General features: G+C 56.3%; 19 protein-coding genes. 10 read left to right on the top strand and 9 right to left on the bottom strand.

All coding sequences use genetic code 11. From position 1 onward, the window contains the following. Positions 1-31: 31 nt before the first annotated feature. The 5 genes from ruvB to SH467x_RS10085 all read right to left on the bottom strand — a co-directional run bounded on the left by ruvB (position 32) and on the right by SH467x_RS10085 (position 6,207). Positions 32-1,213 carry a Holliday junction branch migration DNA helicase RuvB gene (gene ruvB / locus SH467x_RS10105; RefSeq protein ID WP_482371144.1) on the bottom strand — a complete coding sequence of 394 codons (1,182 nt, stop codon included), beginning with the start codon at positions 1,211-1,213 and terminating at the stop codon, positions 32-34. A gap of 155 nt (positions 1,214-1,368) precedes the next feature. Beyond that, entirely contained in the window at positions 1,369-2,817 is a 1,449-nt protein-coding gene (locus tag SH467x_RS10100) for an NADP-dependent isocitrate dehydrogenase (protein WP_482371143.1), read from the bottom strand. A 185-nt stretch (positions 2,818-3,002) separates the two neighbouring features. Further along, entirely contained in the window at positions 3,003-3,758 is a 756-nt protein-coding gene (gene kdsB / locus SH467x_RS10095; protein WP_482371142.1) for a 3-deoxy-manno-octulosonate cytidylyltransferase, read from the bottom strand. 92 nt (positions 3,759-3,850) lie between these two features. Then, entirely contained in the window at positions 3,851-4,927 is a 1,077-nt protein-coding gene (locus SH467x_RS10090; RefSeq protein ID WP_482371141.1) for a PIN/TRAM domain-containing protein, read from the bottom strand. Between the two features lie 260 nt (positions 4,928-5,187). After that, a complete protein-coding gene (locus tag SH467x_RS10085; RefSeq protein WP_482371140.1) occupies positions 5,188-6,207 on the bottom strand; it encodes a helix-turn-helix transcriptional regulator in 1,020 nt (339 codons plus the stop codon). 259 nt (positions 6,208-6,466) lie between these two features. On the opposite strand from SH467x_RS10085, the gene SH467x_RS10080 reads away from it, so the two are divergent. From SH467x_RS10080 to SH467x_RS10065, 4 genes are read left to right on the top strand one after another with little or no spacing between them, the layout of a single operon-like run. After that, entirely contained in the window at positions 6,467-7,429 is a 963-nt protein-coding gene (locus SH467x_RS10080; protein ID WP_482371139.1) for a hypothetical protein, read from the top strand. Next, complete coding sequence (locus SH467x_RS10075) at positions 7,413-9,704, top strand: DUF1549 domain-containing protein (protein ID WP_482371138.1); 2,292 nt, start codon at positions 7,413-7,415, stop codon at positions 9,702-9,704. Before SH467x_RS10080 ends, SH467x_RS10075 begins: the two co-directional genes overlap by 17 nt. Positions 9,705-9,715: 11 nt before the next feature. Then, positions 9,716-11,080 (top strand): DUF1501 domain-containing protein, encoded by a 1,365-nt coding sequence (locus SH467x_RS10070; protein ID WP_482371137.1) that lies wholly within the window; start codon positions 9,716-9,718, stop codon positions 11,078-11,080. Then, positions 11,059-12,177, top strand: coding sequence for a WD40 repeat domain-containing protein (locus SH467x_RS10065; RefSeq protein WP_482371136.1), 1,119 nt, complete (start codon positions 11,059-11,061; stop codon positions 12,175-12,177). Before SH467x_RS10070 ends, SH467x_RS10065 begins: the two co-directional genes overlap by 22 nt. A 24-nt stretch (positions 12,178-12,201) precedes the next feature. Here SH467x_RS10065 and SH467x_RS10060 read toward each other — a convergent pair whose 3' ends face one another. Continuing rightward, positions 12,202-13,488: a 2Fe-2S iron-sulfur cluster-binding protein gene (locus SH467x_RS10060; protein WP_482371135.1), complete on the bottom strand. Its 1,287-nt coding sequence runs from the start codon at positions 13,486-13,488 to the stop codon at positions 12,202-12,204. 222 nt (positions 13,489-13,710) lie between these two features. On the opposite strand from SH467x_RS10060, the gene rnc reads away from it, so the two are divergent. The 3 genes from rnc (at position 13,711) to SH467x_RS10045 (ending at position 18,180) form a co-directional block, all read left to right on the top strand. Further along, a complete protein-coding gene (rnc, locus tag SH467x_RS10055) occupies positions 13,711-14,562 on the top strand; it encodes a ribonuclease III (RefSeq protein ID WP_482371134.1) in 852 nt (283 codons plus the stop codon). A gap of 82 nt (positions 14,563-14,644) precedes the next feature. Further along, a complete protein-coding gene (locus tag SH467x_RS10050; protein ID WP_482371133.1) occupies positions 14,645-17,212 on the top strand; it encodes a dockerin type I domain-containing protein in 2,568 nt (855 codons plus the stop codon). A gap of 125 nt (positions 17,213-17,337) precedes the next feature. Then, positions 17,338-18,180 (top strand): PEP-CTERM sorting domain-containing protein, encoded by an 843-nt coding sequence (locus SH467x_RS10045; RefSeq protein ID WP_482371132.1) that lies wholly within the window; start codon positions 17,338-17,340, stop codon positions 18,178-18,180. A gap of 65 nt (positions 18,181-18,245) precedes the next feature. On the opposite strand, the gene SH467x_RS10040 is transcribed toward SH467x_RS10045, so the two are convergent. Next, complete coding sequence (locus tag SH467x_RS10040) at positions 18,246-18,848, bottom strand: nucleoside triphosphate pyrophosphatase (protein ID WP_482371131.1); 603 nt, start codon at positions 18,846-18,848, stop codon at positions 18,246-18,248. A 141-nt stretch (positions 18,849-18,989) separates the two neighbouring features. Between SH467x_RS10040 and SH467x_RS10035 the strand changes: the two genes are divergently transcribed. Then, positions 18,990-19,796 (top strand): PIG-L deacetylase family protein, encoded by an 807-nt coding sequence (locus tag SH467x_RS10035; RefSeq protein WP_482371130.1) that lies wholly within the window; start codon positions 18,990-18,992, stop codon positions 19,794-19,796. On the opposite strand, the gene SH467x_RS10030 is transcribed toward SH467x_RS10035, so the two are convergent. Then, positions 19,793-21,616, bottom strand: coding sequence for a UbiD family decarboxylase (locus SH467x_RS10030; protein WP_482371129.1), 1,824 nt, complete (start codon positions 21,614-21,616; stop codon positions 19,793-19,795). The genes SH467x_RS10035 and SH467x_RS10030 overlap by 4 nt on opposite strands. 204 nt (positions 21,617-21,820) lie before the next feature. Here SH467x_RS10030 and serC point away from each other — a divergent pair, with 204 nt between their 5' ends. Further along, the gene (serC, locus tag SH467x_RS10025; RefSeq protein WP_482371128.1) at positions 21,821-22,912 is read left to right on the top strand and encodes a 3-phosphoserine/phosphohydroxythreonine transaminase; all 1,092 of its coding nucleotides are present in this window, start codon (positions 21,821-21,823) and stop codon (positions 22,910-22,912) included. A gap of 90 nt (positions 22,913-23,002) precedes the next feature. After that, complete coding sequence (gene serA, locus SH467x_RS10020; protein WP_482371127.1) at positions 23,003-24,634, top strand: phosphoglycerate dehydrogenase; 1,632 nt, start codon at positions 23,003-23,005, stop codon at positions 24,632-24,634. Between the two features lie 30 nt (positions 24,635-24,664). Here the strand turns inward: serA and SH467x_RS10015 are convergent, their stop codons facing one another. After that, a complete protein-coding gene (locus SH467x_RS10015) occupies positions 24,665-25,489 on the bottom strand; it encodes a sugar phosphate isomerase/epimerase family protein (RefSeq protein ID WP_482371126.1) in 825 nt (274 codons plus the stop codon). Positions 25,490-25,763: the final 274 nt, after the last annotated feature.

Genomic DNA, 25,763 nt, shown 5'->3' with positions numbered 1-25,763 from the left:
ATTCAAGAGAAAGGACGATTCGAACCAAAGATTACTTGAACATCGCGAAGGCGCGAGGCGTCGCGCATCGGCCGCGCTGCGTGCGAATAATGAGCTCGCTCCGCAAGAGAAACGGTTCGACTTCATCCTCCAACGTATCGGACGACACGCTCATGGTGTGCCCCAGTGCCTCCACACCCGCAGGACCACCATGGAACACCCGAATCAAGGTCTCTAGGTACCGGCGGTCCTGCCGATCCAACCCAATCCCATCGATCCCCATCATCTCCAACGCCTTGCCCGTCACCCCTTTGGTAACGACCCCATCCGATTTGCTCATGGCATAATCGCGCACCCACAGGAAGCGATTGTTCGCAATACGAGGGGTACCGCGTGCCCTACGCGCGATCTCTTCGGCTGCATCCGGACGCAGCTCAACTCGCAGCTTCTTGGCGTTCCGCATCAAGATCTCGACCAAGTCATCAACGTCGTAATATCCGAGATGCTGCCGGATATGAAAACGATCCCGTAGCGGTCCACTGAGCATCCCGGCTCGCGTCGTCGCACCGATCAATGTGAAGGGCTGCAGCGCTAGGTTCAACGTTCTCGCATTGACCCCTTCCCCCACGACGATGTCGATACGAAAGTCCTCCATGGCCGTATACAAGAATTCCTCCACCGGCTTGGGCAACCGATGGATCTCGTCGATAAAGAGAACGGATCCTCGCTCCAAATTGGTGAGGTAAGGAATCAATTCCTTCGGCGCCTTGAGACTCGGCCCCGTCGTCATCTCGACATGAGCTCCCATCTCGCGGGGAATACAGGTCGCAAAGGTGGTCTTACCGAGCCCCGGAGGGCCATCAAAGAGAATATGCCCCAACTGCTCACCGCGTTTCTTCGCGGCATCGATCGCAATGTGCAGGACATCCATGACTTCGGTCTGACCGACCATGTCCGCGATGCGTTTGGGACGAAGGATCGTATCGTTGTCGGACGCCGAAACACCACCTTGCCCCAAAGCGCCCTGCCCCAAACCGCTATCGTCTAGCTCCTCCGACTCGTAGTCCTCGTCGTCTGACGACATCGATGATCCCTTTGCAGATGGAGGGGTGATGGGAGTACCGCGCGCGACGGGAGGAACTCCACCGATATCCGAACGTTTCGCAGCGCCAGCCTTGCCACGTCCGGATGCCGGTTCGATATCTCCCTCCGTCAGTTTTCGCTCTCGTACCATCCTATCGACCATCCCTCCATGTCATCTGTGCCTGCCAACCGTTTTGCTACCTGATTATCCGGGGCTAGCGCCCAGCGGCTGATCGCAGCAGCCATCTTGCTAACCGGCGGCTAGCGGTCAGCGGCTGATGGCTGATGGCTGGGGCGAGATCCGGATTATTGCCCTTGGCCTCGCGAGAATCCAGGCTTTCCGTCGAAATTGAAAAGACCTTCCATCTTCACGAACTCGACTCCCGCTTTCAGAATGCGATCCATCAAAGCGGTAATGGCTTTGTGTTCGACCGCTCCCGGTGTCCCTTCAGGAAGCTGGAATCGGCAACGATAGACGTCGACCAAAAAAGTCTCTTCCATTCCGCCTGGCCATACCTTCATTCCACGGTTGCTGAGCATCTCAAGAACCAATCCGTCACCTTCGCAAGGCTTCAGCTTGGCTGCGAGCTCTTCCGGCTTGCCCGTGAACGCGCAGAAGACGTCAGCACCGACCATTTCTCGCTTCTCTTGCGATCGCACATACGGTGGTCGACTGGTGAGTGGCTTCGAAGGTGCCTTCGAATAATCAACCGCCTTAAGGACTTCTGGTTTCTTTCCAATTCGGTCCACAACGGCTTGGGCAAACTCCTTTGTGCCTACCTTTTGCTTGGAAACCCTATCGTCGAAGATGTCGTAGGTATGGATACCGTCTTCAATGGTCTTAAGCCAAGCATTATGGGCCAACTCGGCTACCGACGCTTGCCCGATGTGGACGAGCATCTGAACCGCGCCCAAGAACAATCCGGAGGGGTTGGCCAAATTTTGGCCGGCGCGGCGAGGCGCCGAACCGTGGATCGCTTCGAACATGGCACAGCCATCACCGATGTTCGCACTCCCCGCCAATCCAACCGAACCAGCGATCTGGGCCGCTACGTCGGAGAGGATATCTCCGTACAAGTTCGGCATGACGACGACGTCGAACACTTCAGGGGTATCGGCCAACTTGGCTGCACCGATGTCGACGATCCAATGCTCGTTCTCGATGTCAGGATACAGCGCTGCAATCTCGTCAAATATCTTGTGAAAGAGCCCATCGGTGAGCTTCATAATGTTGTCTTTGGTGAAGCAAGTCACCTTTTTGCGACCGTAGGCTCGAGCGTACTCGAACGCATAGCGGACGATCTTCTCGGTGCCGGGACGGCTGATGAGCTTGAGGCACTGCATCACGTCGATCGTTTGACGGTGCTCGATCCCTGCGTACAAGTCCTCTTCGTTTTCGCGGACGATGACAACATCCATCTTCGGATGCTTCGTCTCGACAAACGGTGCGTAGCTAAGGCAAGGACGGACATTGGCATAGAGTCCGAACGCTTTGCGCGTCGTCACGTTCAGCGATTTGAACCCTCCCCCCTGCGGAGTGGTGATCGGTGCTTTCAAGAAGACTTTGGTCTCTCGCAAACTTTGGAAAGCGTTGGGCTCGATCCCTGCCAAATTCCCCTTGAGGTATTGCTTCTCACCGATCTCGATGGTCTGGATATCGAGCTGTGCTCCCGCCTCTTGGATTATTTGCAGGGTCGCCGCCATGATCTCGGGACCGATTCCATCACCGTGCGCGACTGTAATTGGTGTTGCCATATCTGTTGAGCAGTACAAGGGTTGGGGTGGGAGGGAAGGTCCGTCGAAGGTCTCGCGCAGCACGCGCGACCGGACGGATGCGGGATGCTAGTCGCAAAAACGACCGGCATCGCAGCAGAAGAAGGAGAAATCCTATTCAGGATCCCTCAAACCAGCAACTCGCCACCTCGCGCTGTTGCGGGTTTTCAGGCGGTTTTTTCGATCCAGCGGGCCCTAAATGCTTCGTAATCCGCCCGCGTGTCGATCCCGCGGTGAGAAGCCGGAATGACACCGACCACCATTTTATGCCCAGCCTGCAGAAACCGCAGCTGCTCCAGCTTCTCCGCCTGCTCGACCGGGCTCGGGGGCAACTGGGCTAACCCCATGAGAAAATCGCGCCGGTACGCGTAAATGCCTATGTGCTGATAAAACAAGGGAGGGACACGGTCCAACATGGTATCCTCCCAATCCCTCGGATGCGGAATCGGCGAGCGACTGAAATACATCGCCGTTCCATCGTGCTGACAAACCACCTTCACACACGCCGGATCAAGCAAATTCTCGCGCGTTCGGATCGGCGTCGACAATGTCGCGACGGAAGCCTGGGAATTGGCAACCAACAACTGCATGACTTGATCGATAGCCCCTCCAGATATCTCCGGCTCATCCCCCTGCACATTGACGAAAACATCGACGCCTGGCATCTGGGCCGCCACCTCTGCAATTCGATCGGTGCCGCTCTGCGCATCGACATCGGTCATGACCGCATGGCCGCCAAAACCCTCCACAACCGCTTTCGTTCGGGGATGATCCACGGCAATGGTGATCCCGCTCGGCAGTTTGGCCGCCCCGCACGCTCGGTACGTATGCTCCAAAACCGTCATGCCTGTCTCCGCCAACAGCAGCTTCTCAGGCAACCGAGACGATGCTAGCCTCGCTGGAATAACAATCCGACCGATCATCCGTGACTCTCCGATCTACCAAATTTTGCATTCTACCAAGAGGGGTTTTGCTGCCGGGGCGGTTGAACGAGGACGATGGAACGGGGACGGCCTCAGTTTGGACCGTCGTACTTGGTGAAAATCATCCGACCAGCCTGCGTTTGCAATGTACTGGTGACCACCACGCCAATGGTCTGGTTCAACCGGTCGCGACCGCCTTCCACGACGACCATCGTCCCGTCATCCAAATACCCGATCCCTTGATCCTGCCCCTCCCCTGGCTTCACAACGCGAATCTGGAAGCCTTCGCCCGGCAAGAACTGTGGTCGAAGGGAGCTGGCGATTTGGTTCAAGTCAATCACGGGGACATTGTGCAGCTTGGCGACTTTGTTCAAATTGAAATCCCCCGTCACAAGCTTGCCGTCCAAATGCTTCGCTAACAAAACCAACTTCATGTCGACCGGCTGCCCCGCAAACTCCGGCAACTCCCGGTCGTACATCATGAAGTCCAACTTCTCGCTGGCCCGAAGTCGGTTGAGAATGTCCAATCCCCTTCGTCCGCGAACCCGCCTCAGCTTGTCCGAACTGTCGGCGATATTCTGAAGCTCCAGCAAGACGAAACGGGGCATCACCAACTGACTATCCAGAATCCCTGTGTCGGCCAATTCTGCAAGCCGCCCGTCGATGATGCTGCTGGTGTCCAATATCAAGGGCTTCATCCCTTTGAGGTCCCGCGAAAACTCGACGTAAGGAACCACGAAGCGGAAGTCATCCTTCGTTTGCAACAACAAACTGATGCAGATGTAGCACAAGACCGTCAAAATGCCCAAGTTGATGTAGTCTTTGAACCGGTTTTCCAACAGAAATGGCGTGAGGGCGACCGTGAGCAAATAGGACAGCATCAACCCGATCAACAAACCAAAGTAGATGGCGGAGATGACCTCGATCCGCTTGCGCGGAAACAACATGTCGATGGCCACGACGCCGAACGCAACAATCAACACTCCGCTGAAAACCAAAAACGGGGTCAATGATCCAAAACCGTCGAAGTCCTGGGATTGAGCCCAAATGGTCCCCACCCCACCCGCGACAATAATGAAAATAATCCGCAATGCCAACACGGCGACCGCGTCAGCAATCGGTGCTTTTTTGTTTCGGTCTGATGCTGGTTCGAACCTGGTGGTGTCCATGAATCGCTAACGAAAGGGCGCTGCTGTTTGGAGAGGATGGGAAGACGCATCCAGCCTCTTCTCAGATCAACTGTACGTCATCATAACGAAAAAATACGGCCCGAATACTCAAATAGTTCGTCGGGAATACACAGCATTTCCCCCTCGCGCCCAGCGTGATCCGGCAACTCGGGGTGGCAATACAGGGTGGCAATACAGGGTGGCAATACAGGGCGGCGGAACAGGGCGGCGAAATGGTGCGCAATAATCCGCCTTTCTGACTATCGGTAGATATCCGAGAGGGATGCGATCCAATCTTTGATCTCTTTCCGAGCCGACTCGGGCTCGATCAACTCGGCATCCTTCCCCAATGCCATGACCCGGGGAATGATCTCCAAATCCTGATAGGCGGGAACACTCAAAATGCAGGTCCCGTCAGGCAACGCCTCGACACGCTGGAGGGAATGCCACGGCTCCTCTTGGATCCATCGGGCCGCCCGCGTCGATAATTTGATTTTGTAGGTCACGGGATCTTCCCCCCGGAAAATCCCGACGCTCTGCCCGAGATGGGCCTCCAAATCGACCTCTTCGTTGTAGCGATACCACCGGTCCAAGGCCGTCGCTCTCGAAAACCGATCTAACTTCCAGTGCCTCAGCCGATCCTCAGGGTCCTTGTCAACATCCCGCCCCTCCTCCATCGCAATCACATAAATGCTCCCCTGGTACAACGCCAACCCATAAGGCTCCAAGTACCGTGTAGAAATCGGCTTGCCAATCGACTCGTACTCGGCCTCGACGATCCGATGCTCGGAAATCGCTCGATTGACGGTCTTGAGTATCCCCTGCTGCTTCTCGTAGGTCTTGGCAGGCACCCCAAGCACCCGGAGCGTTCGACGATACTTTTGATAATGCTCCCACACCCCAGCGGGCAATTGCTCCCGGATCTTGTTCCAGAACGCCTCAATCCCCTGCCAAAAGGGGGTCCCGACCAAAGGCAACATCAAGTCACGTCCCATCGACAACGCGATGAGCTCGCTCGCATTGATCGTGATGCGGTGCAACCCCTTGTCAACACGACTCAGCTTCCAAACCTTCCCTGTATCCAAATCCTCCGTGACGATATTCATCCCCGCCACTTGCAAGGCTTCTAAATCCCGACGAATACTGCGGACATGCAAGGAGGTCAGTCCCAACTCCTCCACCACCGCGTCTCGAAGCTCTTCCAAACTGCTACCGTATCGTCGCCGCTCCAAGATTTGAATGATCTTGTGCTGGCGAATCAGTTGTTCGTTGCGAGCCACCGTTGCGAGTCCATTCTTGGTTGAAGAGTATCGATCGGGCCCATTCTTACGGAGCACCCGGGGTGGAACAAGCCGCATTGACGATGAAGACGAAACCAGCGAAACAACCACTCTGCTACTCCCCTCCTCGATTTCTCCCCTCCCATATCCATCGCAAATGACACTTTGCAGCTATATTGGACTCCTTGCGAATCCCGCTCACCCCTCACCGGCCTTTCTGTCTTTCCTTTGCAAGAGTCTGATTCTCTCAGAGCTTCCCATGAAATTCCCACCTAACTGGCGTTCGCTTGCTAGCATTCTTCCGCTCCTCTTCGTGACATCGGCAATCTTCCCCGCCACACACCTGCATGGACAAGAATCGCGCCCACAGCCAACCCCTCAACCTCCCGCCCAACCACCCGTCGAAACCCTTTTCTCGGGCCCCCAACCTGGCGAACCTGCCGAGGGCTTCGAAGTCCTCGGCGTCTTCCCTCCTCTGGAAAACCAAAAGTTTGACTTCCTAGCCCAAGCCAAAGACAAGCCTCTGTTGCTGATCTTCGTCCACGATCTCAATCGTCAATCGATCGGTTTCACTCGGATCCTAGGCAACTACGCCGCCTCGCGCGCCTCCGATGGACTTGAAGCAGGCATCGTGTGGCTCGATGACGACACCACCAACGCCATCGCAACCCTCCGTCGTACCCAGCACGCTCTCCCAAAAAATGTTCCGGTTGGGATCTCCGTCGATGGGAGAGAAGGCCCCGGCTCTTACGGACTGAATCGCAAATCGACATTGACGATCCTCCTTCTCGAAAAAAATAAAACCATCGCGAACCACGCCTTGATCCAACCCAGCTTGCAAGCCGACCTTCCCAAAGTCCTTCAAACCATCGTTGCCAAAATCGGTGGCCAAGTCCCCCCGATGGAATCGCTCGAAGGGATGCCTCGTATGGAATCCGCTTCGACCAACGAACCACCCAATCTCCGCCCTTGGCTAACTCCCATCATTCGCCGCGACGCGAGCGATGAAAGCATCGTCGAAGCAGCAACCAAACTAGAGACCTTCCTCCAAGACAACCCTGCCGCACAAAAGGAAATAGGACGTATCACGAGCACCATCCTGAACGCAGGCAAATTAGAAAACTACGGCACTCCGAAAACCCAATCGTATTTCAAAAAATGGGCGTCCCTGTATGGCCCCAAACCAAACGAAAAGAAGCAGACCGATGCGCCGAAGCGATAACCGAACGAGAGGTGCAACACTCCGGATGGCAATCGACTCGGTACGTCCCATCCTTGGTCTGCTCCTCCTCTCTTTTCTATCTCTCGCTGCAACGCAGGCCGACGATCAAACCGATTCGATCGCATCACCAAAAACCTCCGACGAAGAATCCAAGCATGCGTCAGGGTTTCGAGACCTGCCGGGGTTTCGAGATCAGATTGTCCCCCTCCTCACGAAGCTGGGGTGCAATGCTGGTTCATGCCACGGTGCAGCCGCCGGTCGGGGTGGAATGGCGCTCTCCCTTTTTGGCTCTCGCCCCGAATCCGACTATGCAACGCTCGTAGTCGATCTGCAAGGCAGAAGGGTGCATCGTGTTGTTCCTGAAAGGAGCTTGCTGCTTGCCAAACCCTCGGGACTGCTCGATCACGAAGGTGGGGTTCTGATTGATAAAGGGGACGATGCTTGGCGTGCGATCGAAGCTTGGATGAAAGCCGGTTGCCCAGACGACCAACCCGCTTCCTTGCAATCCCTGGAGTTAGAGTTTCAAGGTGACTCGGAACCTCTGACCTATCGCGTGGTGGCTACCGACGCACAAGGCAAAAGACAAGATGTAACTCCTTTCGCAGCCATCCAATCGGACCAACCGGATGCTGTCCGAATCGATCGACGTCACCATACACTTGATTTTCTCCAACCCGGCGTCCACTCCCTCTTCGCTCGCTTTCGGGATCAAGTTGCGGTTCGACAGCGAGCGATTCCCTTCTCAGAACAAACCGGACCAACGCACCCCAGCACCGATCCTTCGATCCAGCCGGCAAGCGACGCGGAACACACCATCGACCGCCTCGTCAACCAACGACTTCGCCAGCTGCATCTCCCGCAAATAGAAATCGCCGACGAAGCGTCTTGGCTCCGGCGCCTTTACCTGGATTTGCTCGGCCGGGCTCCCACCATCCCCGAGTGCGATGCCTACTTGCAATCGTCGAATCCGCAGAAAAGAAGCCTGCTCGTCGACTCGCTTTTGGAAAGCGACGCATTCGAGCAGCACCAAGTCTTTCGCTGGGCAAGACGGCTTGGGGCCCGCTCTCTTGCGAACGAAGCAGAGGCTTTCCAGTCGCACATTCGATGGCTTGATCAGAAAATTCGCGACGACGCCCCCATTCCCGAAATGGCCTCGGAGCTTGTGCTCGCACTAGGGGACTCTCGCTCGGTCGGAGCTACCCATTTCACACGTTCCTACCCTGATCCGAAAGCGAGGGCCGACGCCTTCGGTCGATTCTTCTTAGGAATCCAACTCTCCTGCTCGCAATGCCATGATCACCCGCTGGATCGTTGGACCCAAGACGATTTTCACGGCTTCGCTGCAATCTTTGCCAAGACGGTGGCGGAGCCCGTGGTGAAGCAAGATCCGAACGGCCAAATCATCCACCCAGGAACAAAACAACCAGCTGCACCGAAGATCCCCGGCCAGCCCGATCCTCTTGCAATCGATGACCCGCGATTGCCGTTGGCCGATTGGCTGAAGTCGAAGAATCGATTGCTGGCCAAAGCGCAAGTCAATTGGATTTGGAGCGAGTTCATGGGTCGCGGGCTCGTCGAACCAATCGATGCGATGTCTCCTCTCGCACCCGGCAATCACCCGGAACTCCTCGAGCATCTGACGGATTACTTCCTGCAACAGGAATGCCGCACGCGGCCGATGATTCGGTATCTGCTTCAAAGCCAAACCTACGCGCGACGCGCTCGATCCGCGGAGGAGTCTATCCTCACGGAACAATTCCTAGCCCGCGCCGCACCACGCCCGTTGGGAGCCGAAACCTATACGCATGCGATCGCGAGATTGCAGCGGCACTATACCCTCTCTGAAGCCCCCTCTGCAGACCCATCTGAGATGGTAGACTCGCTACCCGCAAATCCCTACGAAGCTTGGATCGACGGAAACGTTCGCTCGGAGTCACTTGAAATTCTGGGTCGGTGCACGCGGCCTGAATCGTGCAATGATTCGACGCGATCGGAGTCGACGCTGCGTCGCGAGTTGCATCTGATGAACAGCCCGCTCCTGGACGACGCCATCCGAACCATCGCAGACGGCTGGCAAAGACAAAGGGACGAGCAAGTCCCGTTGCGGGAGATCGTCGACGAATTCCACAGGCTCGCTGTTCAGCGACCGATGACCGAATCCGATTGGGATGACTGGTCGGACGAATTGATTCATACCGATCCCGATGAACAACGTCGGCGATGGGAAGATTTCCTGTGGTCCATGCTGGTTAGCCAAGCCTTTCGAACCCGCTGAGGAAGCAACGTATGCATTCGCGAGATCCATATTCCATCATTCGGTTGCCGCAATCGATCTCCCGCCGGGGACTGATCCAATCCACTGCAGCGGCTTGGGTCCACCTTGGTGCATTAGGACTTGGTACCTACTGTTCCCTCTCTTCGCGCCGCTCGGACGCGGGAACGACAAGTTCGAAGCCAACGGCGAACTCGAAACCGAATAAATCTTGCATTCTCCTGTGGCTCGACGGAGGACCCAGCCATTTGGAGATGTTCGATCCAAAACCGGAAGCGCCCGTGGAGATCCGGGGCGCACACCAGTCGATCGAAACCAATGTCCCTGGTATCCGAATCGGGGAATGGTTGCCCAGAACCAGCTTGGTCTGTGACAAGCTCGCAATCCTCCGCTCCGTCACCTCCCCTCTAGGAGAACATGGCCTCGCAAATCGATACTTGCTGACAGGCTACAAGCCCGCTGCGGTGGATTATCCTTGCTACGGCTCGGTACTTCAGCACTTGCGCGGCAAACCAGGCGAACTCCCCTCTCACATCGCTATCCCGGAAATACGAACCGTCGGCGCGGGCTTTCTAGGGAGCGCCGCAGAGCCTTTCGCTACAGGTGGAGATCCAGCGCAAGCAGGCTTTCAAGTGCGAGACTTGGTACTCCCAAAACCGATCACTCTGGAACGTCTTGATCGCCGCCAACGCTTCTTGCAGCGGATAGAACGCGATCTCACGGCCGACAGGACGAACGAGAACGCGATGACGCCTGCCATGCGTGAAGCCTTTTCGCTGATGCAATCCCCCTCCACCCAGCAAGCCTTTGATCTTTCTCAAGAATCCCAAAAGACGCGTGAGCGATATGGGCTGAGGACATTCGGCCAAAGCTGTCTGCTTGCAAAACGTTTGGTGCAACGAGGTGTTTCGTTTGTCACCGTTCAATATCCAGGCTGGGACACCCATGAAAACCTGCGACTTGCTCTGCGAGACGGCTACAGCGGTGCCAAGGAAGGAGTCGGCTTGATACCGACGTTCGATCAAGCCTACTCGGCCCTTATCGAAGACCTGAGCCAATCCGGATTGCTCGATGAGACCTTGGTTGTGGTCATGGGAGAATTCGGTCGAACTCCAAAACTCAACACACGTGGCGGACGCGACCACTGGCCGCGAGTCTTTAGTGTCGTCATGGCAGGTGGGGGTGTCCGAGGCGGACAATCCATAGGAGAAAGCGATCGTATCGGCGAGAGCCCGAGCTCCCTACCTATCACTCCCGCCGATCTCGCCTTCTCGATCTATCGATTGCTCGGAATCGATCCCGATCAGGAACTCCTGACACCAGAAGGTCGCCCCATCCCATTGGTCCAAGGTGGAAAATGGATTCCTCAATTGGCATAATCCAGATCGCTTGCTTCCCGCATCGCCGCGATCGCCATCGAATGGGACTGCTCGTGCTGGTCACACTTGGGTGCATCGCTTGGTTTACCCCAAAGACTTGGGGTATGGATGGGGACACTTTACCCCGTCAGGTAATCGAGATACCCCGCGTTGGGAAACTCCCCTTTATTGCAGTCGAACAGATCAGCGACAGCGGCCGATTGCTATTGGCATCCGAAGCTGGATTATTTGAGTGGCAAGCCCCCAGTGCCATCCCGCAGGGAGCTTCTACGCCCGTCAGTGGGCTCACACCTTCCCGAATCGACACGCGCGTCGAGCGAATATTCGATTTGAAACGGAGCACTACCGGAGAACTCCTGGCTATCGCAGGTGGGGTCCCTGGAGTGTCGGGTTTGTTGGAGGTCTGGAACCTCCGCGACCAAAGCCTCTTGAAGCGATGGGAAATGCCCCATGACGTGATCTATCAAGTCGCTTGGGCACCCGACAGCAAACGACTGGCAGCCGCGTGCGCGGACGGGGTTTGTATCGCCGATGGTCTGGAGAGCAATAGTGCGCCCTCGCGTTACTCGGGGCATTCCTCGGCAGCCACCACCGTCGCGTTCCTGCAAGACGGGCAAATGGTCGCCTCCGGTGCGATCGACCAAACCATCCATGTATGGCACTCCGTAACCGGCGTTGGGGCACGGGTTTTGGATAATCACACCGCCCCGGTCCGTCAGATTCTGCTTGGCCCCCGATCGACCGACCCCCTAAAAGGAACCATCCTTTCTGCGAGCGAAGATCGAACGGTTCGACTTTGGCAGCCTCAGCTTGGACGGCTCGTCCGATTTACCAAACTACCGAGCAGTGTGAGTGCCATGGAAAAGGTCGTTGCGCTCCCTACCGATTCGCGATCCACCGAGTTGACGCACATGGTCGTGGGCTGCGATGACGGAACTCTACACCGCATTGATCTTCGGATTCTGAAATCCGAGCAAATGGATGCACCAAACCTAGGTCGGGTTTATCGGCTTCTTCGATACGCCAAGAACACGTCCAACCCTGCCCATAGCGTCTTGATCCTACTAGCCGCGAACGGGGCCGCTGTGATCGAGTGAATGCAAGCACGGATTGCTTGAGGATCAAGCGTCGACGACGATGTTGCCATCCGGGACGCAGACACACGGCAGGATCTCATTGGGCTTGAGCGGATACTGAGGCTTGCGTGTGTAGCGCACTTTTCCTTCAAGCAATCGTACGGCGCAACTGCCGCAGGCTCCCGTCCTGCAGCCACTGTTCATCGGAATATCGGTCTTGATCGCAAAGCCTAGCAAGTTCGGGAAGGCAGCAGCGAACTCTTCAAGACGGTTGGATTGCCGAAAGTGGACCGAGCAGGGAACGAACTCCTTCTTTTCTCGGGCCATCGAGGGAGCCGAATCATTTACCGGTTCATTTACCGGCGCATGAAACAACTCAAAATGGATATTCTCGTTCGCAATCCCCGCATCAAGCAATCCGGTTCGCATGTTTTGAAGCCAAGCTTCCGGACCGCACAAATAGACGTCTGTCGCATCGAGCGCGTCGATCCCTTCGCATACGTCTGCGGCGCTGAATTTTCCTTCTTGGATCACGTTATCCTCTTCGCCCATCACCCCCCGAGGAAATCGGGTGAGGAAAAGTCGAATCCGGAGATCGTCCGGGAAGTCGGCGAATTGATGCGCGAACGACAGCAAATACTCGGCGAATGGGGCATGATCGACGTCCCGGAACTGAGCAAACAAGCGAATCGATCCATGCGGCCTCTGCATCGCTTGCTGCAACATCGGAATCATGGGAGTCACTCCCACTCCAGCACATGCAAACACGACATGACGCGCCGTGCAACTCTGGAGCGTAAAAGCTCCAGATGGCCCTCGCACGCGAAGTCGATCACCCACGACAACGGAGTCATGTAGCCAGCGACTCACGCTCGTCTCGCGGTCGCTCGCTCGCTTCACCGTAATGCGCCAGTACCCAGCCCTCGCTTCCTCCGACAACGAATAACAACGGCACTCGGGCACCTCCCCACGACTACAAGGTCGTTCGAGCAACAGATGTTGACCTGGCAAGAAAGAGGGGAGCGGCTCCCCACCCAGATCGAGCAAATAAAACGACCGCGTGTCGGACGACTCCTGGTCGATCCGTACGACCTGCACGTCGAACCATCGCGATTCTTGCTGACGCAACGACAGATCGTGGAAACTCTGGTGCAAGGTCATAGCAAGCTCGGTCTGCCGGAGCTTGTGCAGACTCGACTGGTCGGCATCGCGAAGCCTTCGCTCCCGAAGCACGCGTTGAATGCCTCGGGTCGTTTGAAAGAAGATAACGGCCACGACCGCGGCAACCGCCGCGATGGCTAGCTTCTCCAGAGTGAATGCAAAGGGACTCATATCCACTCACCCCTCGGATGGGTCGTGGACGATTCAATAGAAAAATTGCCTGGAAAGTCAAAGTTTCTCAAGGCGTAAACTCTTTACCGCCCCATCCCATTTCACCAAAATAAAAAACATCCGTTTGCAAGCGATCGATCGAGTTGGGCTAGGAAGCTGCCGTTGTAGGGTAACGGCCTCTTCCTCGCACTCCTCGTCATGCCAACTTGAAGTCATGTCAGCTTGAAGACCGGCCACGTTGCACGGATCGAATCGCTTTCGGTGCGCTCGCGGCTTGCCGTAGAACCGAGCGCATCGCGGCCAGATGTCCCTTTGTCAGAGGAGTTGCGAGGAGTGGAAAATCCGGAGATACCAGCGTTCGACGAGACGACGAGCCCCGAAGCCAAATTGGAACGCTGCCAGTCGATCATCGATTATCGATTCCGAGATGCATCGATTTTGATGTCGGCATTGACCCATTCCAGCGTTGCATCGACACGAACCCAATCCAACGAGCGGATGGAGTTCCTGGGAGATTCCATCCTCGGCATGGTCGTCTGCGATTGTCTCTTTCGCAGCTATCCCGATTACTTGGAAGGAGAATTGACCAAGATCAAATCGGTGGTTGTCTCGCGCCGTGTCTGCGCTAAGATTTCCAGGCAGCTTCGACTCGACGAATGCTTGGTCGTAGGACGCGGAATGATGAAGTCCGCCATGCCTCGTTCCCTTTTAAGCGATGTCTTTGAAGCGATCGTGGCGGCCATCTTCATCGATGGAGGCCTTGATTCAGCCCGCAGATTCATATTGACCCACATCGAGCCGGAAATTCGACTCGCTGCGGATGGCCACCATGGAGGAAACTTCAAATCCTCGTTGCAGCAAATCGCTCAAAAGGATCTCAAAGGGACTCCGGTGTATCGGCTTGTTGACGAACATGGGCCCGACCATAGCAAGCAGTTTCAAGTCGTTGCGGAGATTACAGGCAAGCGGTTCGCTCCTGCTTGGGGACGCAACAAAAAAGAAGCAGAACAAAGAGCTGCAGGAAACGCACTCGCGCAACTGAGAGGAGAAGACGCCCCCTTCACGTCCATGTAGGGATTGGTCGACCGCCTTCGAACGGACATAGGCTTTTGACCGACGGAGGCTTGTACCGACCGCGATAACCGAAGGAGTGAAGATGAGATCGCGAAATGAGAGGCGTATCGGCTCGATCGAGTGGCTCGAGTCCCGTTTACCCCTGGCAGCAGAAGGCTCGGTCTACCCACTTTCCCAATCCTACGATACATCGGGGCTGGGAGGGCAAATCTCCGCCATCGTTCAGTGGGGGGATGGGAGCAGTTCACCAGGTACCGTCGCCTCGCAACCAACCTTGAGCCCGCTTCGATTTCGCTTTGATTACTCCACCGACACGACCGGCTTTTTTGCGGATAGCGCTCGTCGACAGACGCTGCAACGGGTGGCGGACTCGATCACCTCGAAATGGAGCGATACGCTGCTGGCCATCCAACCCAGCGGCAGCAATCAATGGACGGCGAGGTTTCAGAATCCAGCGACAGGCGCGAGCGATTCTCGCAACAACCTGTCCATCGCAGCCAACGAAATCTTGGTGTTTGTAGGAGCCCGCTCGCTCGGAACTCCGCTTGCTATTGCCAATCGCGGCGGGTTTTCTGTCTCTGCAACTTCGCAAGCGTTTGTCGACTCTGTACGCCATCGCGGACAATCGGGAGCCGTCGCAACCCCTCCCACGGACTTCGGCCCTTGGGGTGGTTCGCTGGTGTTCGATCCTACCGACACATGGCACTTCGGTCTCACCACAGAAGGCCTCGACAGCAACGAATTCGACTTCGCCTCGGTCGCCGCCCACGAACTGCTCCACTTGCTCGGCTTCGGTCTCAGCGGCAGTTTCGACGCAAAACTGACACCCTCCGGATTTGTAGGGCCCAACTCGGTCGCCATCGCCGGGGTCAATCCGATCCCGATGCAGGATGGGGATCACTTCGCCAACTCCCTCCTCAGCGGCGGGCAACAAACACTCATGTCCACCGCGGTCACAGGAGGCCAACGAAAACTTCCCACCCGACTGGATCTCGCTGCCCTGCAAGACGTCGGCTGGCAATTGAACCTCCCTCGCGTCGAACTCTCCGCCAACCATGTCTATGGAGACAACGCTTCCCTCACAGGCAGCGTTCTCCTTCGCGGATCTTTGTACGGGGAAAAAACGTATCCCTTTTCCCTATCCACCACAAACGTACCCCCGACCCTAGACCAACCCGTTGCTTCGAACACCCAAGTCGGAGTGCCGATCTCCCTGCCAAACCTAGGAGTCTTTTCCGATCCTGGATTTGGGATGCCCAATGCACCCACTCCCAGCACAGAACGATTCACCTACACAATCGATTGGGGGGATGGAACAACAGTCGATCGCGGATCGGCCATTATCACATCGCTTGGCTCACCCGGAATTCCAACCCGAGGGAGATTCGGTGGCCAACACACCTACAACCGCACGGGCACCTTTACAGGAACCATCACAGTCGAGGACGACGACGGCGGACGAGCCACGCGTTCCTTTAACGTTCAAGTCAACGGGGCGCCATCGCTCACTCTGCGAATGGACAAAGCGTCGATACCCGAGAACGCAGGAACCAATGCCGCAACCGTCACCGTCGAACGGGTCGGCTTCGCCCTCAACACTCCTCTCTCGATTCGACTCGTAAGCAGCGACACCACCGAGCTTACCATGCCCGAATCGGTAATCATTCCAGCAGGAGCGACTTCGGTGCAAGTACCCGTTCAAGCAATCGATGATCGCCTGCTAGACGGAAATATATCCGTGCAAGTGAGAGCGGAAGCGGGATCTGTTGTGAGCAATCCCTTCAACGTCATCGTCACCGACCACGAGCCCCTGCAAGTGTCGGCGACGCGAACCCGATTTCGAGAAAACGAAGGGGCAGGTGTTTCCATCCTCACCGTGTCTAGGTCGAACACCGACACCCAACAAGCGATCACCGTTGCGCTGAACAGCTCCGATACGTCCGAGCTAACGCTCCCGACCAGTGTGACCATCCCTGCCGGTCAGTCCTCCGTGAATGTCGGAATCACCGCCGTGGACGACAATCTCTTTGACGGCTTACAAAATGTGCTAGTAAGCGTTTCGGAACCCCGATACGTCGGCGCGTCCTTGGCAATGTCAGTGGAAGACTACCAGCCTCTGCAATTGGTCTTGCAGGGAAAGGAGCGGTTGAACGAAGACATCCCCTCCGAACGGTCTGGGGTCGTGATCCTGAGCCTGCGATCCCCTGCACCAGCTGGGGGTGTCACCATCGCGTTATCGGTGGATCGCCCTAGCGAACTATCCATCCCAACTTCGGTGCAACTTACTGCAGGTTCTACACAGATCGCTGTGCCGATTCAAACCATCGATGATTTCGTAGTCGAAGGAACGAGATCGGTGCGAATTTCAGCCTCGGGCCCGGGAGTCATCGCTGCCGTTTTGGATGTCTTGATCGCAGAGGAAGATCAACCCTTCTGGACCAACGTCGGGGACGAGTTCGACGTGAACGACGACGGATCGATCGACCCGCTGGATGCTCTGTCCATCATCAACGCGATCAATACCGGAGGCTCTCGTATCCTTCGTCCCGACCGTGACCTAGCCCTCGATTTCGTCGACATCAACATGGACGGCTCCCTCGATCCCCTCGATGCTCTGGCGATGACGAACTTTCTCAATCGCGCCCGTTAGAGCCGGGAAAGCCAGCGATCTTCATGCAATCTTCATCTCCCCGTTACTTTTTATTTGCCTAGCATCTATACTATTGACACTCCTCTCGCATTACATCTTTGATCCATCACCACGAGGAGACTTCTATGAAAGCGGCGTTTGCGTTCCGTTTGATAGCAGCTTGTGCATTTTTGAACTTCCTGCTGTCACCCCAGCTTCGAGCAGGCATCACGGTTAGCGACTTGAACGCGACCTACACCCAGGACTTCAACACGCTGGTCTCGAGCGGCGCAGCTGTTGCGTGGTCCAACAACCTCACCTTGCCAGGTTGGTCTCTCTTCAATTCCACAAACGCGGCAGTCCCCACGTATCTCCCGGGTACGGGCAGCACCACTACCGGTAGTTTTTACAGCTTTGGATCGACCGGTTCGTCCGAACGAGCCCTTGGCAGCACCGGTTCCGGTGGCACTTATTTCGGCAGCCCAGCTACAGGAAGCGTCGCGGGTTACATGGCCGTTCAATTCGAGAATCAAACAGGCTCGACCATCGACTCCTTCACCCTCGGTTTTGCAGGGGAACAATGGCGAAACGGCGGGAATGCGACCGCACAAACCATGGTCTTCGAATATGGATTCGGGGCCGCCTTCGACACCGTCGCAGCATGGAATGCACCTGGTTCGAACTTCGACTTCACCTCTCCAGTAGCCACAGCCTCGGCAGCCGCAGTGGACGGAAATATCGCCGGCCGCGTCGAAGGCTTGGGCGGAACCATCGCCGGATTGAATTGGTCCACAGGCGATTCCCTTTGGCTTCGCTGGATCGAACGAAACGATGCTGGTAACGATCACGGACTGGGCATCGACGACCTTTCTTTCAGCGTCTCGGCCGTTCCCGAACCAAGCTCCATGCTGTTGCTGGGCTGCTTCGGAATCGCGGGCGGTGCATGGCGATGGCGAAAGAGATCCCTTCGAAAATCGGATTTGTCCTAGACCCGATGCCCTATGCGGCGGGCGTACGGATGAAGCAGTTCCCCGGGGACTGCTTCATAGGACGTTCACATCCGGTTGAGCGAATCGGCCAATAATTCCATCGGGAGCCCGACGACGTTGGTCGGGCTGCCAGTTCGCAAGTGGATCCAGTCCGGCCCATCTTGGAACCCAAAAGCGCCCGCCTTCCCAACCCACTGATCGGTGTCGAGGTAGGCTTCCAATTCGGAGTCATCGATGGCATCCATCCAAAGCTTCGAAACGTCGACACGCACAATCCGGTTCGCCGTCTCCTTGTCCCACAAACAAAGGCCGCTGTAGACCGAATGCTCGCGGCCGCGCAGCCTGCGCAACATCTCTCGTGCATGCTCTCGATTTTCAGGCTTTCCAAGAACAATTCCGACGCACTCCGCCACCGTATCACACCCGACAACCAACCCTCGATCCAATTTTTCAATCACGTTCGCCGCTTTTTGATACGCGAGCCTAGCGACCAGCTCCGGAGGTGTCTCGCGCGAACAGATGCCGCACTCCGCGTTCGGATCGGGCTCCACCACCCTGAACGCATAGCCATACCGGTCTAGCAGTTCGCGACGCCGAGGGGAGCTGCTCGCCAAAATCAAAGGTCGCGTGTCGGCGACGAAGCCACTGGGTGGGGCAAACAAACTCATGGACGTATCTGCTTCGTGATCAAGATGCAATGGGAATGAAAACGGGATCCAACGCACAACGATGTGGGGACAACCAAAACATTTCGGCTATCATCTTCGCAAAGCGCTCACCGCAGATCCCACTTGCCACCAGTCTCTCCCATGACAGCGTCAACGTCAACGAACGAAGCTCCTCGTCGATCGGTCCTCGCCCTCTTCTCCCATCCTGATGACATCGAATTCGTCGCAGCCGGAACCCTGCTCCGTTTGAAAGCGACCGGTTGGCAGATTCACTACATGAACCTTGCCAACGGATGCTGTGGCTCGAACGAAACCGATCGCGCCACCACCGCCCAAATCCGCCTGCGGGAGGCGCAGCAGTCGGCGGCGATTCTCGGAGCGACCTTCTACCCACCCATTTGCGACGATCTCGATGTCTTCTACAACCGAGAAAATCTGGCCAAAGTCGCCGCCGTGGTCCGCTGCGCGAACCCATCGATCGTCCTCACCCATGCCCGTCACGATTACATGGAGGATCACATGGAAGCCTGCCGTCTCGCTGTGACGGCCGCCTTTACCCGCTCGGTCCCCAACTATCAAACCGATCCCCAGCAATCACCCGTCGATGGCGACATCGCACTCTACCATGCCCAACCGCACGGAAATCGCACCCCGGATAACCGTCTCGCCATCCCAACCTATGTCGTTTCGATCGACGAGGTCATGGAGACGAAGCTGGCCATGCTAAGCTGCCACCAATCGCAACAGAACTGGCTAGCCAGTACACAGAAAATGAATTCCTACCTTCAAACCATGCTGGATTTGAACGCCGAGGTAGCCCAAATAACCCATGCCCCTTCCCAATACGCGGAAGGCTGGAACAAACACTTGCACCTGGGTTATGGCCCGCAGGATTGGGACCCCTTGCTCGAGATCGCTACCGCTACCAACACCCAATTTCTCTCCTAAAGGAATTTGGAGATCGGGCCTCCTCGCGCGGCCATCGCATCCACTTTCGCATTCACCTCTGGGTCCTCCACCAGGGGTGGGGCATGATGGGGTTTGATCCTCGCATCGATCAACAGAGGACCGCGGCACCCCCAATGCTTGAAATCGCTAAAGGCGCGCACTCCGTCGATGTCGATCGCGGGATTGCTACGCGTAAAGGTCACCCACAGCCAGTTCTTCAACGATTTGGCCGCAAACTCGCAGTCATCGGTCAACACAAACATCTGCACCCCGTCCCCCTCGGGCACCTCCCAACATCCATCGAGGCTCTCCGCAACCGCCCGAAGCGTCAATCCCTCGCGGACTTGCAAGGCAAACACACCTGGCAACGCCAGTTTCGCAGATACAACCGTCGCGGGGAACTTCGGAACCACCGTCGCGTCGGTATGCAAGTCCCGTTTCTTGGACCCGGTCGCCGCAATGACAACCTTCGATCCCTGATTAAACCCTTCGCCGCTATAGTCGAGCGTATCGATGGTGGTTCGAGTTTGGAAATGCAAATCCCGCGACCAATCGACGCGCTCGAGCATGTGTCGAAAGAAAGCCGCAATGTCATGGATGTCCAACTCCGGTGCATCCATTTGATTTGCAATCCACAAGTACTTCGCTAAAGAGAGCTGGCCTTGCCCAAGAATGGCGTTGGCTTGCGTCAACAATTCCTGCGGACGATCCGGGCGACGATACGGCGTGTAGCGCTCACTGCCAATCGCCAACAACAGAGGGTGCACCCCGGCTGCATCGACTGCGTGAACCCCTTTCACCCCGGGTAACACCGTGGGAATCACATCACCGGTGAGCTCGTGGATAAGCTCCCCAAAGGTAGTGTCCTCCTGCGGTGGTCGCCCGACTACCGTAAAGGGCCAGATAGCCCCCGGTCGGTGCGACACGCGTTCGACTCGCATAAACGGAAATTCATGCACTTTCGCGTAGTAGCCCAAGTGATCGCCGAATGGACCTTCCGGCTTCGTTCGCTCCGGATCGATTGTCCCGGTGATCATGAAATCGGCATCGGCATAGATCGGGGCATGCGATGGATGCGTGATCATCGGAATGCGATGCCCCGCTAGCGCGCCGGCGAACGTCAACTCGCTGAGGCCTTCAGGGAGGGGCATCACGGCTGCGAGCGTCATCGCTGGTGTTCCCCCCACCGTGACCGTGACGCGAAACGGCTTGCCAGCCGCCATCGCAGCTTGATGGTGCACACCAATACCTCGGTGCAACTGGTAATGAAGACCCATCTCCCGATCCTTCTCGTACTCGTTCCCCGATAACTGAATGCGATACATCCCGAGATTGGCTTTCATCAGACTCGTCTCGATTCCCATGCTGAGAACTTGAGGCAATGTCACAAACGCGCCACCATCCCGCGGCCAGGAAATCAACTGAGGCAGCTCGCTCAAGGGGACAGAGTGCGCGAGCACAGGCCCGGACCGAGCCGACTTGGGTAGCATCGACCAAGCGGTCCAAGGAGCCGACGCGTAGCGAAATGGATTCTTGAACAATGCCGTCGGATCGATCTTGAGCTCGATCGCCCGCCGGACCCGATCGATCGTCTTGCGGAATAGAAACCGAGCTTGCTCGAGCGAACCAAAGAGATTGCTCGCCATCGGAAATCGAGAACCAGGCACATTGCTGAACAAGAGGGCTGGGCCTCCCCTCTCATAGACTCGTCGCTGGATCTCCGCCATTTCCAAGCACGGAGAGACCGGCTCGGTGACCTCGATCAGCCGCCCATGCTTTTGAAGATCCACGACGACATCGCGGGTACTACGGTGATTCATAACGAGTGACTCGCGAAGGCTGACGCATAAGTTCGATTCAGGAAGCGGAAAGGATCAGTCCTTCCGCAATAGTGAAAATGGCCGTAAAATTCCGGGCTTTCCTGCCTGGGGCCCGAAAGCCGCACCCGCAATGCATCTCCAGCACTGGAAAACCAAGACCTACTCCGAACATCCGACGCCGACGAACGCTCGATAACAGAAACCATGGAAAAACGACTTTATAACTTCTCCGCCGGCCCGGCTGTACTGCCAGTTCCTGTGTTGGAACGCATTCGGGACGAAATGCTTTGCCTCCCCGGTTGCGGTGCTTCCGTTATGGAAATTTCGCACCGAAGCAAACAATTCATCGCCATTCAAGATGCAGCGAAAGAACGGCTGATCCGTTTGCTCAACATCCCCGCCGATTACGACGTTCTTTTCCTCCAAGGGGGATCGCGACTCCAATTCTCGATGATCCCCATGAACCTCCTTCGAGGACAAAAAGGCCCCGCCCAGTACGTATTGACCGGGTCCTGGGGCAAGTACGCACTTGCGGAAGCGAAAAAGGAAGGAACCACGGAAGTCCTCTTCGACGCCGCAGCGACCAACTACGATCGGTTGCCAAACGACGGAGAATTAAAGATTTCACCGGAGGCAGCCTATGTGCACATCACGAGCAACGAGACTATTCAGGGCGTTCAGTTTCCGACCGACCTCTCCTCGCCCGCTCCCTTGGTCTGCGATTCCTCGTCCGATTTCCTGTACCGCTCTGTCGACATCCAAAAATACGGTTTGATGTACGCCTGCGCTCAAAAGAACGCCGGCCCGGCCGGGGTCACCGTCGTCATCATTCGCCGCGATTTGCTTGCTCGTTCCTCGGACCAATTGCCCGGCTACCTCAACTACAACAACCACTCGAAGGAAGGCTCCATGTGGAATACGCCTCCCACCTTCGCCGTCTATGTCTTGGGATTGGTCGCCGAATGGGTGGAATCGACCATCGGTGGTTTGGACGCTATGTACTCGCATAATCAAAAGAAGGCCAAACTGGTCTACGATGCACTCGATGCATCCCCCTCCATTTATTTGGGACACGCTCGCAAAGAAGATCGATCCCTCATGAATGTCACCTTCCGGTTTCCCAGCGAAGAACTCGAAAAGGCCTTCCTCGATGGCGCCAAAGCCCATCGACTCGATTCGCTCAAAGGACACCGCAGCGTGGGGGGCATCCGAGCCAGCATCTACAACGCGATGCCTATGGAGGGCGCTCAAACCCTCGCCGATTACATGCGAGATTTTGCATCCAAGCACGCCTAAAGACTGCAATCATCTAGAGCGACCTCTCTCGCGGTCGCTCTTCTCCTTCACGACTTGAATTGAACCTGACTGCTTACCAGAAAACCTCCCATGACCTATCGCATTCTTGTTCTCGATCCGATTGCACAGGAAGGATTTGACTTGCTCAACGCCGAGCCCGATTTTGAGTACGAAGTCCGAACCGGTCTCAAGGGTGAGGAACTGCGAAAGTCTCTCAACGAATTCGACGGCGCCATCGTTCGCTCCGGAGTGAAAATCACCGCCGAATCGCTTGAAGGGAACAAACGTCTGCGGGCCATCGTCCGGGCAGGAGTAGGTACCGACAACATCGACAAAAACGCTGCCACGCGCCTTGGTATCGTTGTGATGAACACGCCGGCAGGCAATACACTCAGCACCGCCGAACATACCTTTGCACTGATGCTGGCCCTTTCGCGATCGGTGGCTCCTGCCTACCAAAGCCTCATCGAAGGCCGGTGGGATCGCAAATCCTTCATGGGAACTCAGCTTGCCGATAAGTCGCTGGGGGTGATCGGTATGGGACGCATCGGTCGCGAAGTCGCGCTGCGCGCCTTGGCATTCGGAATGCGAGTCATCGCCTTCGACCCATTCCTCTCCGATGAACAGGCCGTCAAGCTGGGCATCGAAAAGGTGAATACCGTCCAAGACATCTTGCCCAAAGTGGATTACCTGACCGTCCACACCCCCCTCACCGACGAGACCAAGTACATCGTCAATCGAAAACAACTGCACCTTCTCAAGAAGGGAATCCGGTTGGTGAACTGCGCTCGAGGAGGGATCTACGAAGAGGAAGCACTCATTGAAGGGCTTGAGCAAGGGATCATCGCAGGCGTAGCACTCGACGTGTTCGAAGAAGAACCTTGCTCCAAAAGCAAACTGTTCGGCATGCCCGGTGTTGTCTGCACACCTCACTTGGGAGCCAGCACCGAAGAGGCACAAACCCAAGTTGCGATCGAGGGGATTCAACTCTTGATCAACTTCTTCAAGACCGGGGAGATTCGACACGCGGTCAATGTCGCCGCACTCGACCCCAAAACCTTGGAGGCCCTCCGTGGCAATCTCGACGCGGCCTATCGACTAGGCCTGCTTATGGCACAGTGGCACGAAGGAAGCATCAGCTCGTGCCAACTCAATTACCGCGGTGAAGTCGCTGACAAGGATACAAAACTCCTTACCGCTGCCTTCTGCGCTGGACTCCTTGAGCGAGCCATGTCCGAAGACGTCAATATCATCAATGCGGAAATGCTCCTTCGCGAACGAGGTATCGAGCTGACCGAGAACCGCAATCGCGACCTCGGTGCATTCACTTCGTCGATCTCAGCCGAAGTCTACGGCAGCGGCCAACGCCTCAAAGCAGGGGTCACCGTCTTCGGAAACAACATGCCCCGATTGATATCGGTCGACGACTACCGACTCGAAGCCTATCTCGATGGTCACATGCTCTTCTTCACCCACACCGATGTTCCCGGGATCATCGGTCGAGTCGGCACGGTCTTCGGACAACATCAAGTCAACATCGGTCAGATGTCGGTGGGTCGAGCAAGCCACCAGCCAGGCGGGCACGCGATCGGTGTACTCAACCTTGATGGCGTACCACCCAAAATCGCACTGGAACAGCTTCTCGCGATCCAATCGATTGAGAAGGTGCAGTTGATCGAACTACCAGGACTGGGCGTTCTCCCTAGCTGGCTCCAAAACTAACCGCGGTTACCCATGACTTCGGAATAGACTCTAAATGACTCGAGTCAATTGCTCGAGTCGATGACGCGAATCGGTGAGAAGTTTGTCATAACCGTAATGCTCAACATCCTCGCCGACGAGTTCGACTTCGTAGTAGCCTTTGTAGCCGCACGATTCTAGCGAATGGATCATCGAACCGATGGGAAGCCGACCATCGCCGAGCATGCAGCGGTTCTGCTCCCCCATCGGTGCGCTTCGAGCATCTCCCAATTGCACCAATCGAACGAGAGGCACGATGGCAGGGAGCCAATCGATGACGTTCTCGTCTTGGCCAAGATGATAACTATCAAAGACAATACCCAAGTTCGGAGACGCGATCTTCGCAATCACATCGAGCGTATCCGGAATGGATGTGAGGAAAGTAAAGTCCTGTGCACAGCCGATGTGCATCGGCTCCACTGCCAGCTGAATACCGACCGCCGACGCTGCCTCCGATAACTCCTTCAACGCCTGCGTGAGCAACCGCTTGGCATGATTGCGAGTGTGACCCGATCGACTCCCGGCGAGGATCACAAGCGAATCCGCTTTGAGCAATGCGGCTGCCTCGATCGCATCGAGCGCATCATGCATCGAGTCTCGGAACGAACGGCCATCGTGCCCTGTAAAACCACCTGCCCAGTTCAAGGACGAGACGCGCATGTTTTGCTCTTCCAGAAACTCGGCACCTTTGGTTTCACCATAGTCTGCCAGCTTCATTCGCCAGACACCCATCGCCTGGTAACCGTGATCGCGGTAGCGAAGAACATCTTCCTCGAAACTCCAGCGGAAGGTGGAGACCTCCGCAACAGAGAGGCGAGCTGTCCAGTCGTGTGCCATGCGGTCGTGAATCGAAAAGGGAAGAAGAGAACCGAACCTTTCGAAGGGGGGGAGCAAGTATGCACAGCTTTGAGCGAATGTAAAGCAGGGACAACGAAGTTCCGGAGTTCTCTCGATAGGGGGTTCCCACATGGTCGATGATCAGTCAGCGATTGCTAGCATCGCTCACTGCCATTGTGTCAATTTTCACTTCGTATAGTTGCATGGGGTGTCGGTGAGGGATACATTGCAGTGAGCTTGCTCGCTTCGGCCAGCGAGCCTGATTGCATGACTA

This window comes from Brakhagea slesvicensis, from assembly GCF_052161625.1.
Classification (GTDB): Bacteria; Planctomycetota; Planctomycetia; order Pirellulales; family Pirellulaceae; genus JBKCUI01.
This window is presented reverse-complemented; position numbering and strand designations above follow the sequence as displayed.

Coding starts and splice junctions, on each gene's coding strand:
- serC (WP_482371128.1), top strand. CDS start 21,821: ATGGAAAAACGACTTTATAACTTCTCCGCCGGCCCGGCTGTACTGCCA.
- SH467x_RS10075 (WP_482371138.1), top strand. CDS start 7,413: ATGCGCCGAAGCGATAACCGAACGAGAGGTGCAACACTCCGGATGGCA.
- ruvB (WP_482371144.1), bottom strand. CDS start 1,213: ATGGTACGAGAGCGAAAACTGACGGAGGGAGATATCGAACCGGCATCC.
- SH467x_RS10080 (WP_482371139.1), top strand. CDS start 6,467: ATGAAATTCCCACCTAACTGGCGTTCGCTTGCTAGCATTCTTCCGCTC.
- SH467x_RS10070 (WP_482371137.1), top strand. CDS start 9,716: ATGCATTCGCGAGATCCATATTCCATCATTCGGTTGCCGCAATCGATC.
- SH467x_RS10090 (WP_482371141.1), bottom strand. CDS start 4,927: ATGGACACCACCAGGTTCGAACCAGCATCAGACCGAAACAAAAAAGCA.
- SH467x_RS10040 (WP_482371131.1), bottom strand. CDS start 18,848: ATGAGTTTGTTTGCCCCACCCAGTGGCTTCGTCGCCGACACGCGACCT.
- kdsB (WP_482371142.1), bottom strand. CDS start 3,758: ATGATCGGTCGGATTGTTATTCCAGCGAGGCTAGCATCGTCTCGGTTG.
- SH467x_RS10100 (WP_482371143.1), bottom strand. CDS start 2,817: ATGGCAACACCAATTACAGTCGCGCACGGTGATGGAATCGGTCCCGAG.
- SH467x_RS10045 (WP_482371132.1), top strand. CDS start 17,338: ATGAAAGCGGCGTTTGCGTTCCGTTTGATAGCAGCTTGTGCATTTTTG.
- serA (WP_482371127.1), top strand. CDS start 23,003: ATGACCTATCGCATTCTTGTTCTCGATCCGATTGCACAGGAAGGATTT.
- SH467x_RS10065 (WP_482371136.1), top strand. CDS start 11,059: ATGGATTCCTCAATTGGCATAATCCAGATCGCTTGCTTCCCGCATCGC.
- SH467x_RS10035 (WP_482371130.1), top strand. CDS start 18,990: ATGACAGCGTCAACGTCAACGAACGAAGCTCCTCGTCGATCGGTCCTC.
- SH467x_RS10015 (WP_482371126.1), bottom strand. CDS start 25,489: ATGGCACACGACTGGACAGCTCGCCTCTCTGTTGCGGAGGTCTCCACC.
- SH467x_RS10060 (WP_482371135.1), bottom strand. CDS start 13,488: ATGAGTCCCTTTGCATTCACTCTGGAGAAGCTAGCCATCGCGGCGGTT.
- SH467x_RS10050 (WP_482371133.1), top strand. CDS start 14,645: ATGAGATCGCGAAATGAGAGGCGTATCGGCTCGATCGAGTGGCTCGAG.
- SH467x_RS10030 (WP_482371129.1), bottom strand. CDS start 21,616: ATGAATCACCGTAGTACCCGCGATGTCGTCGTGGATCTTCAAAAGCAT.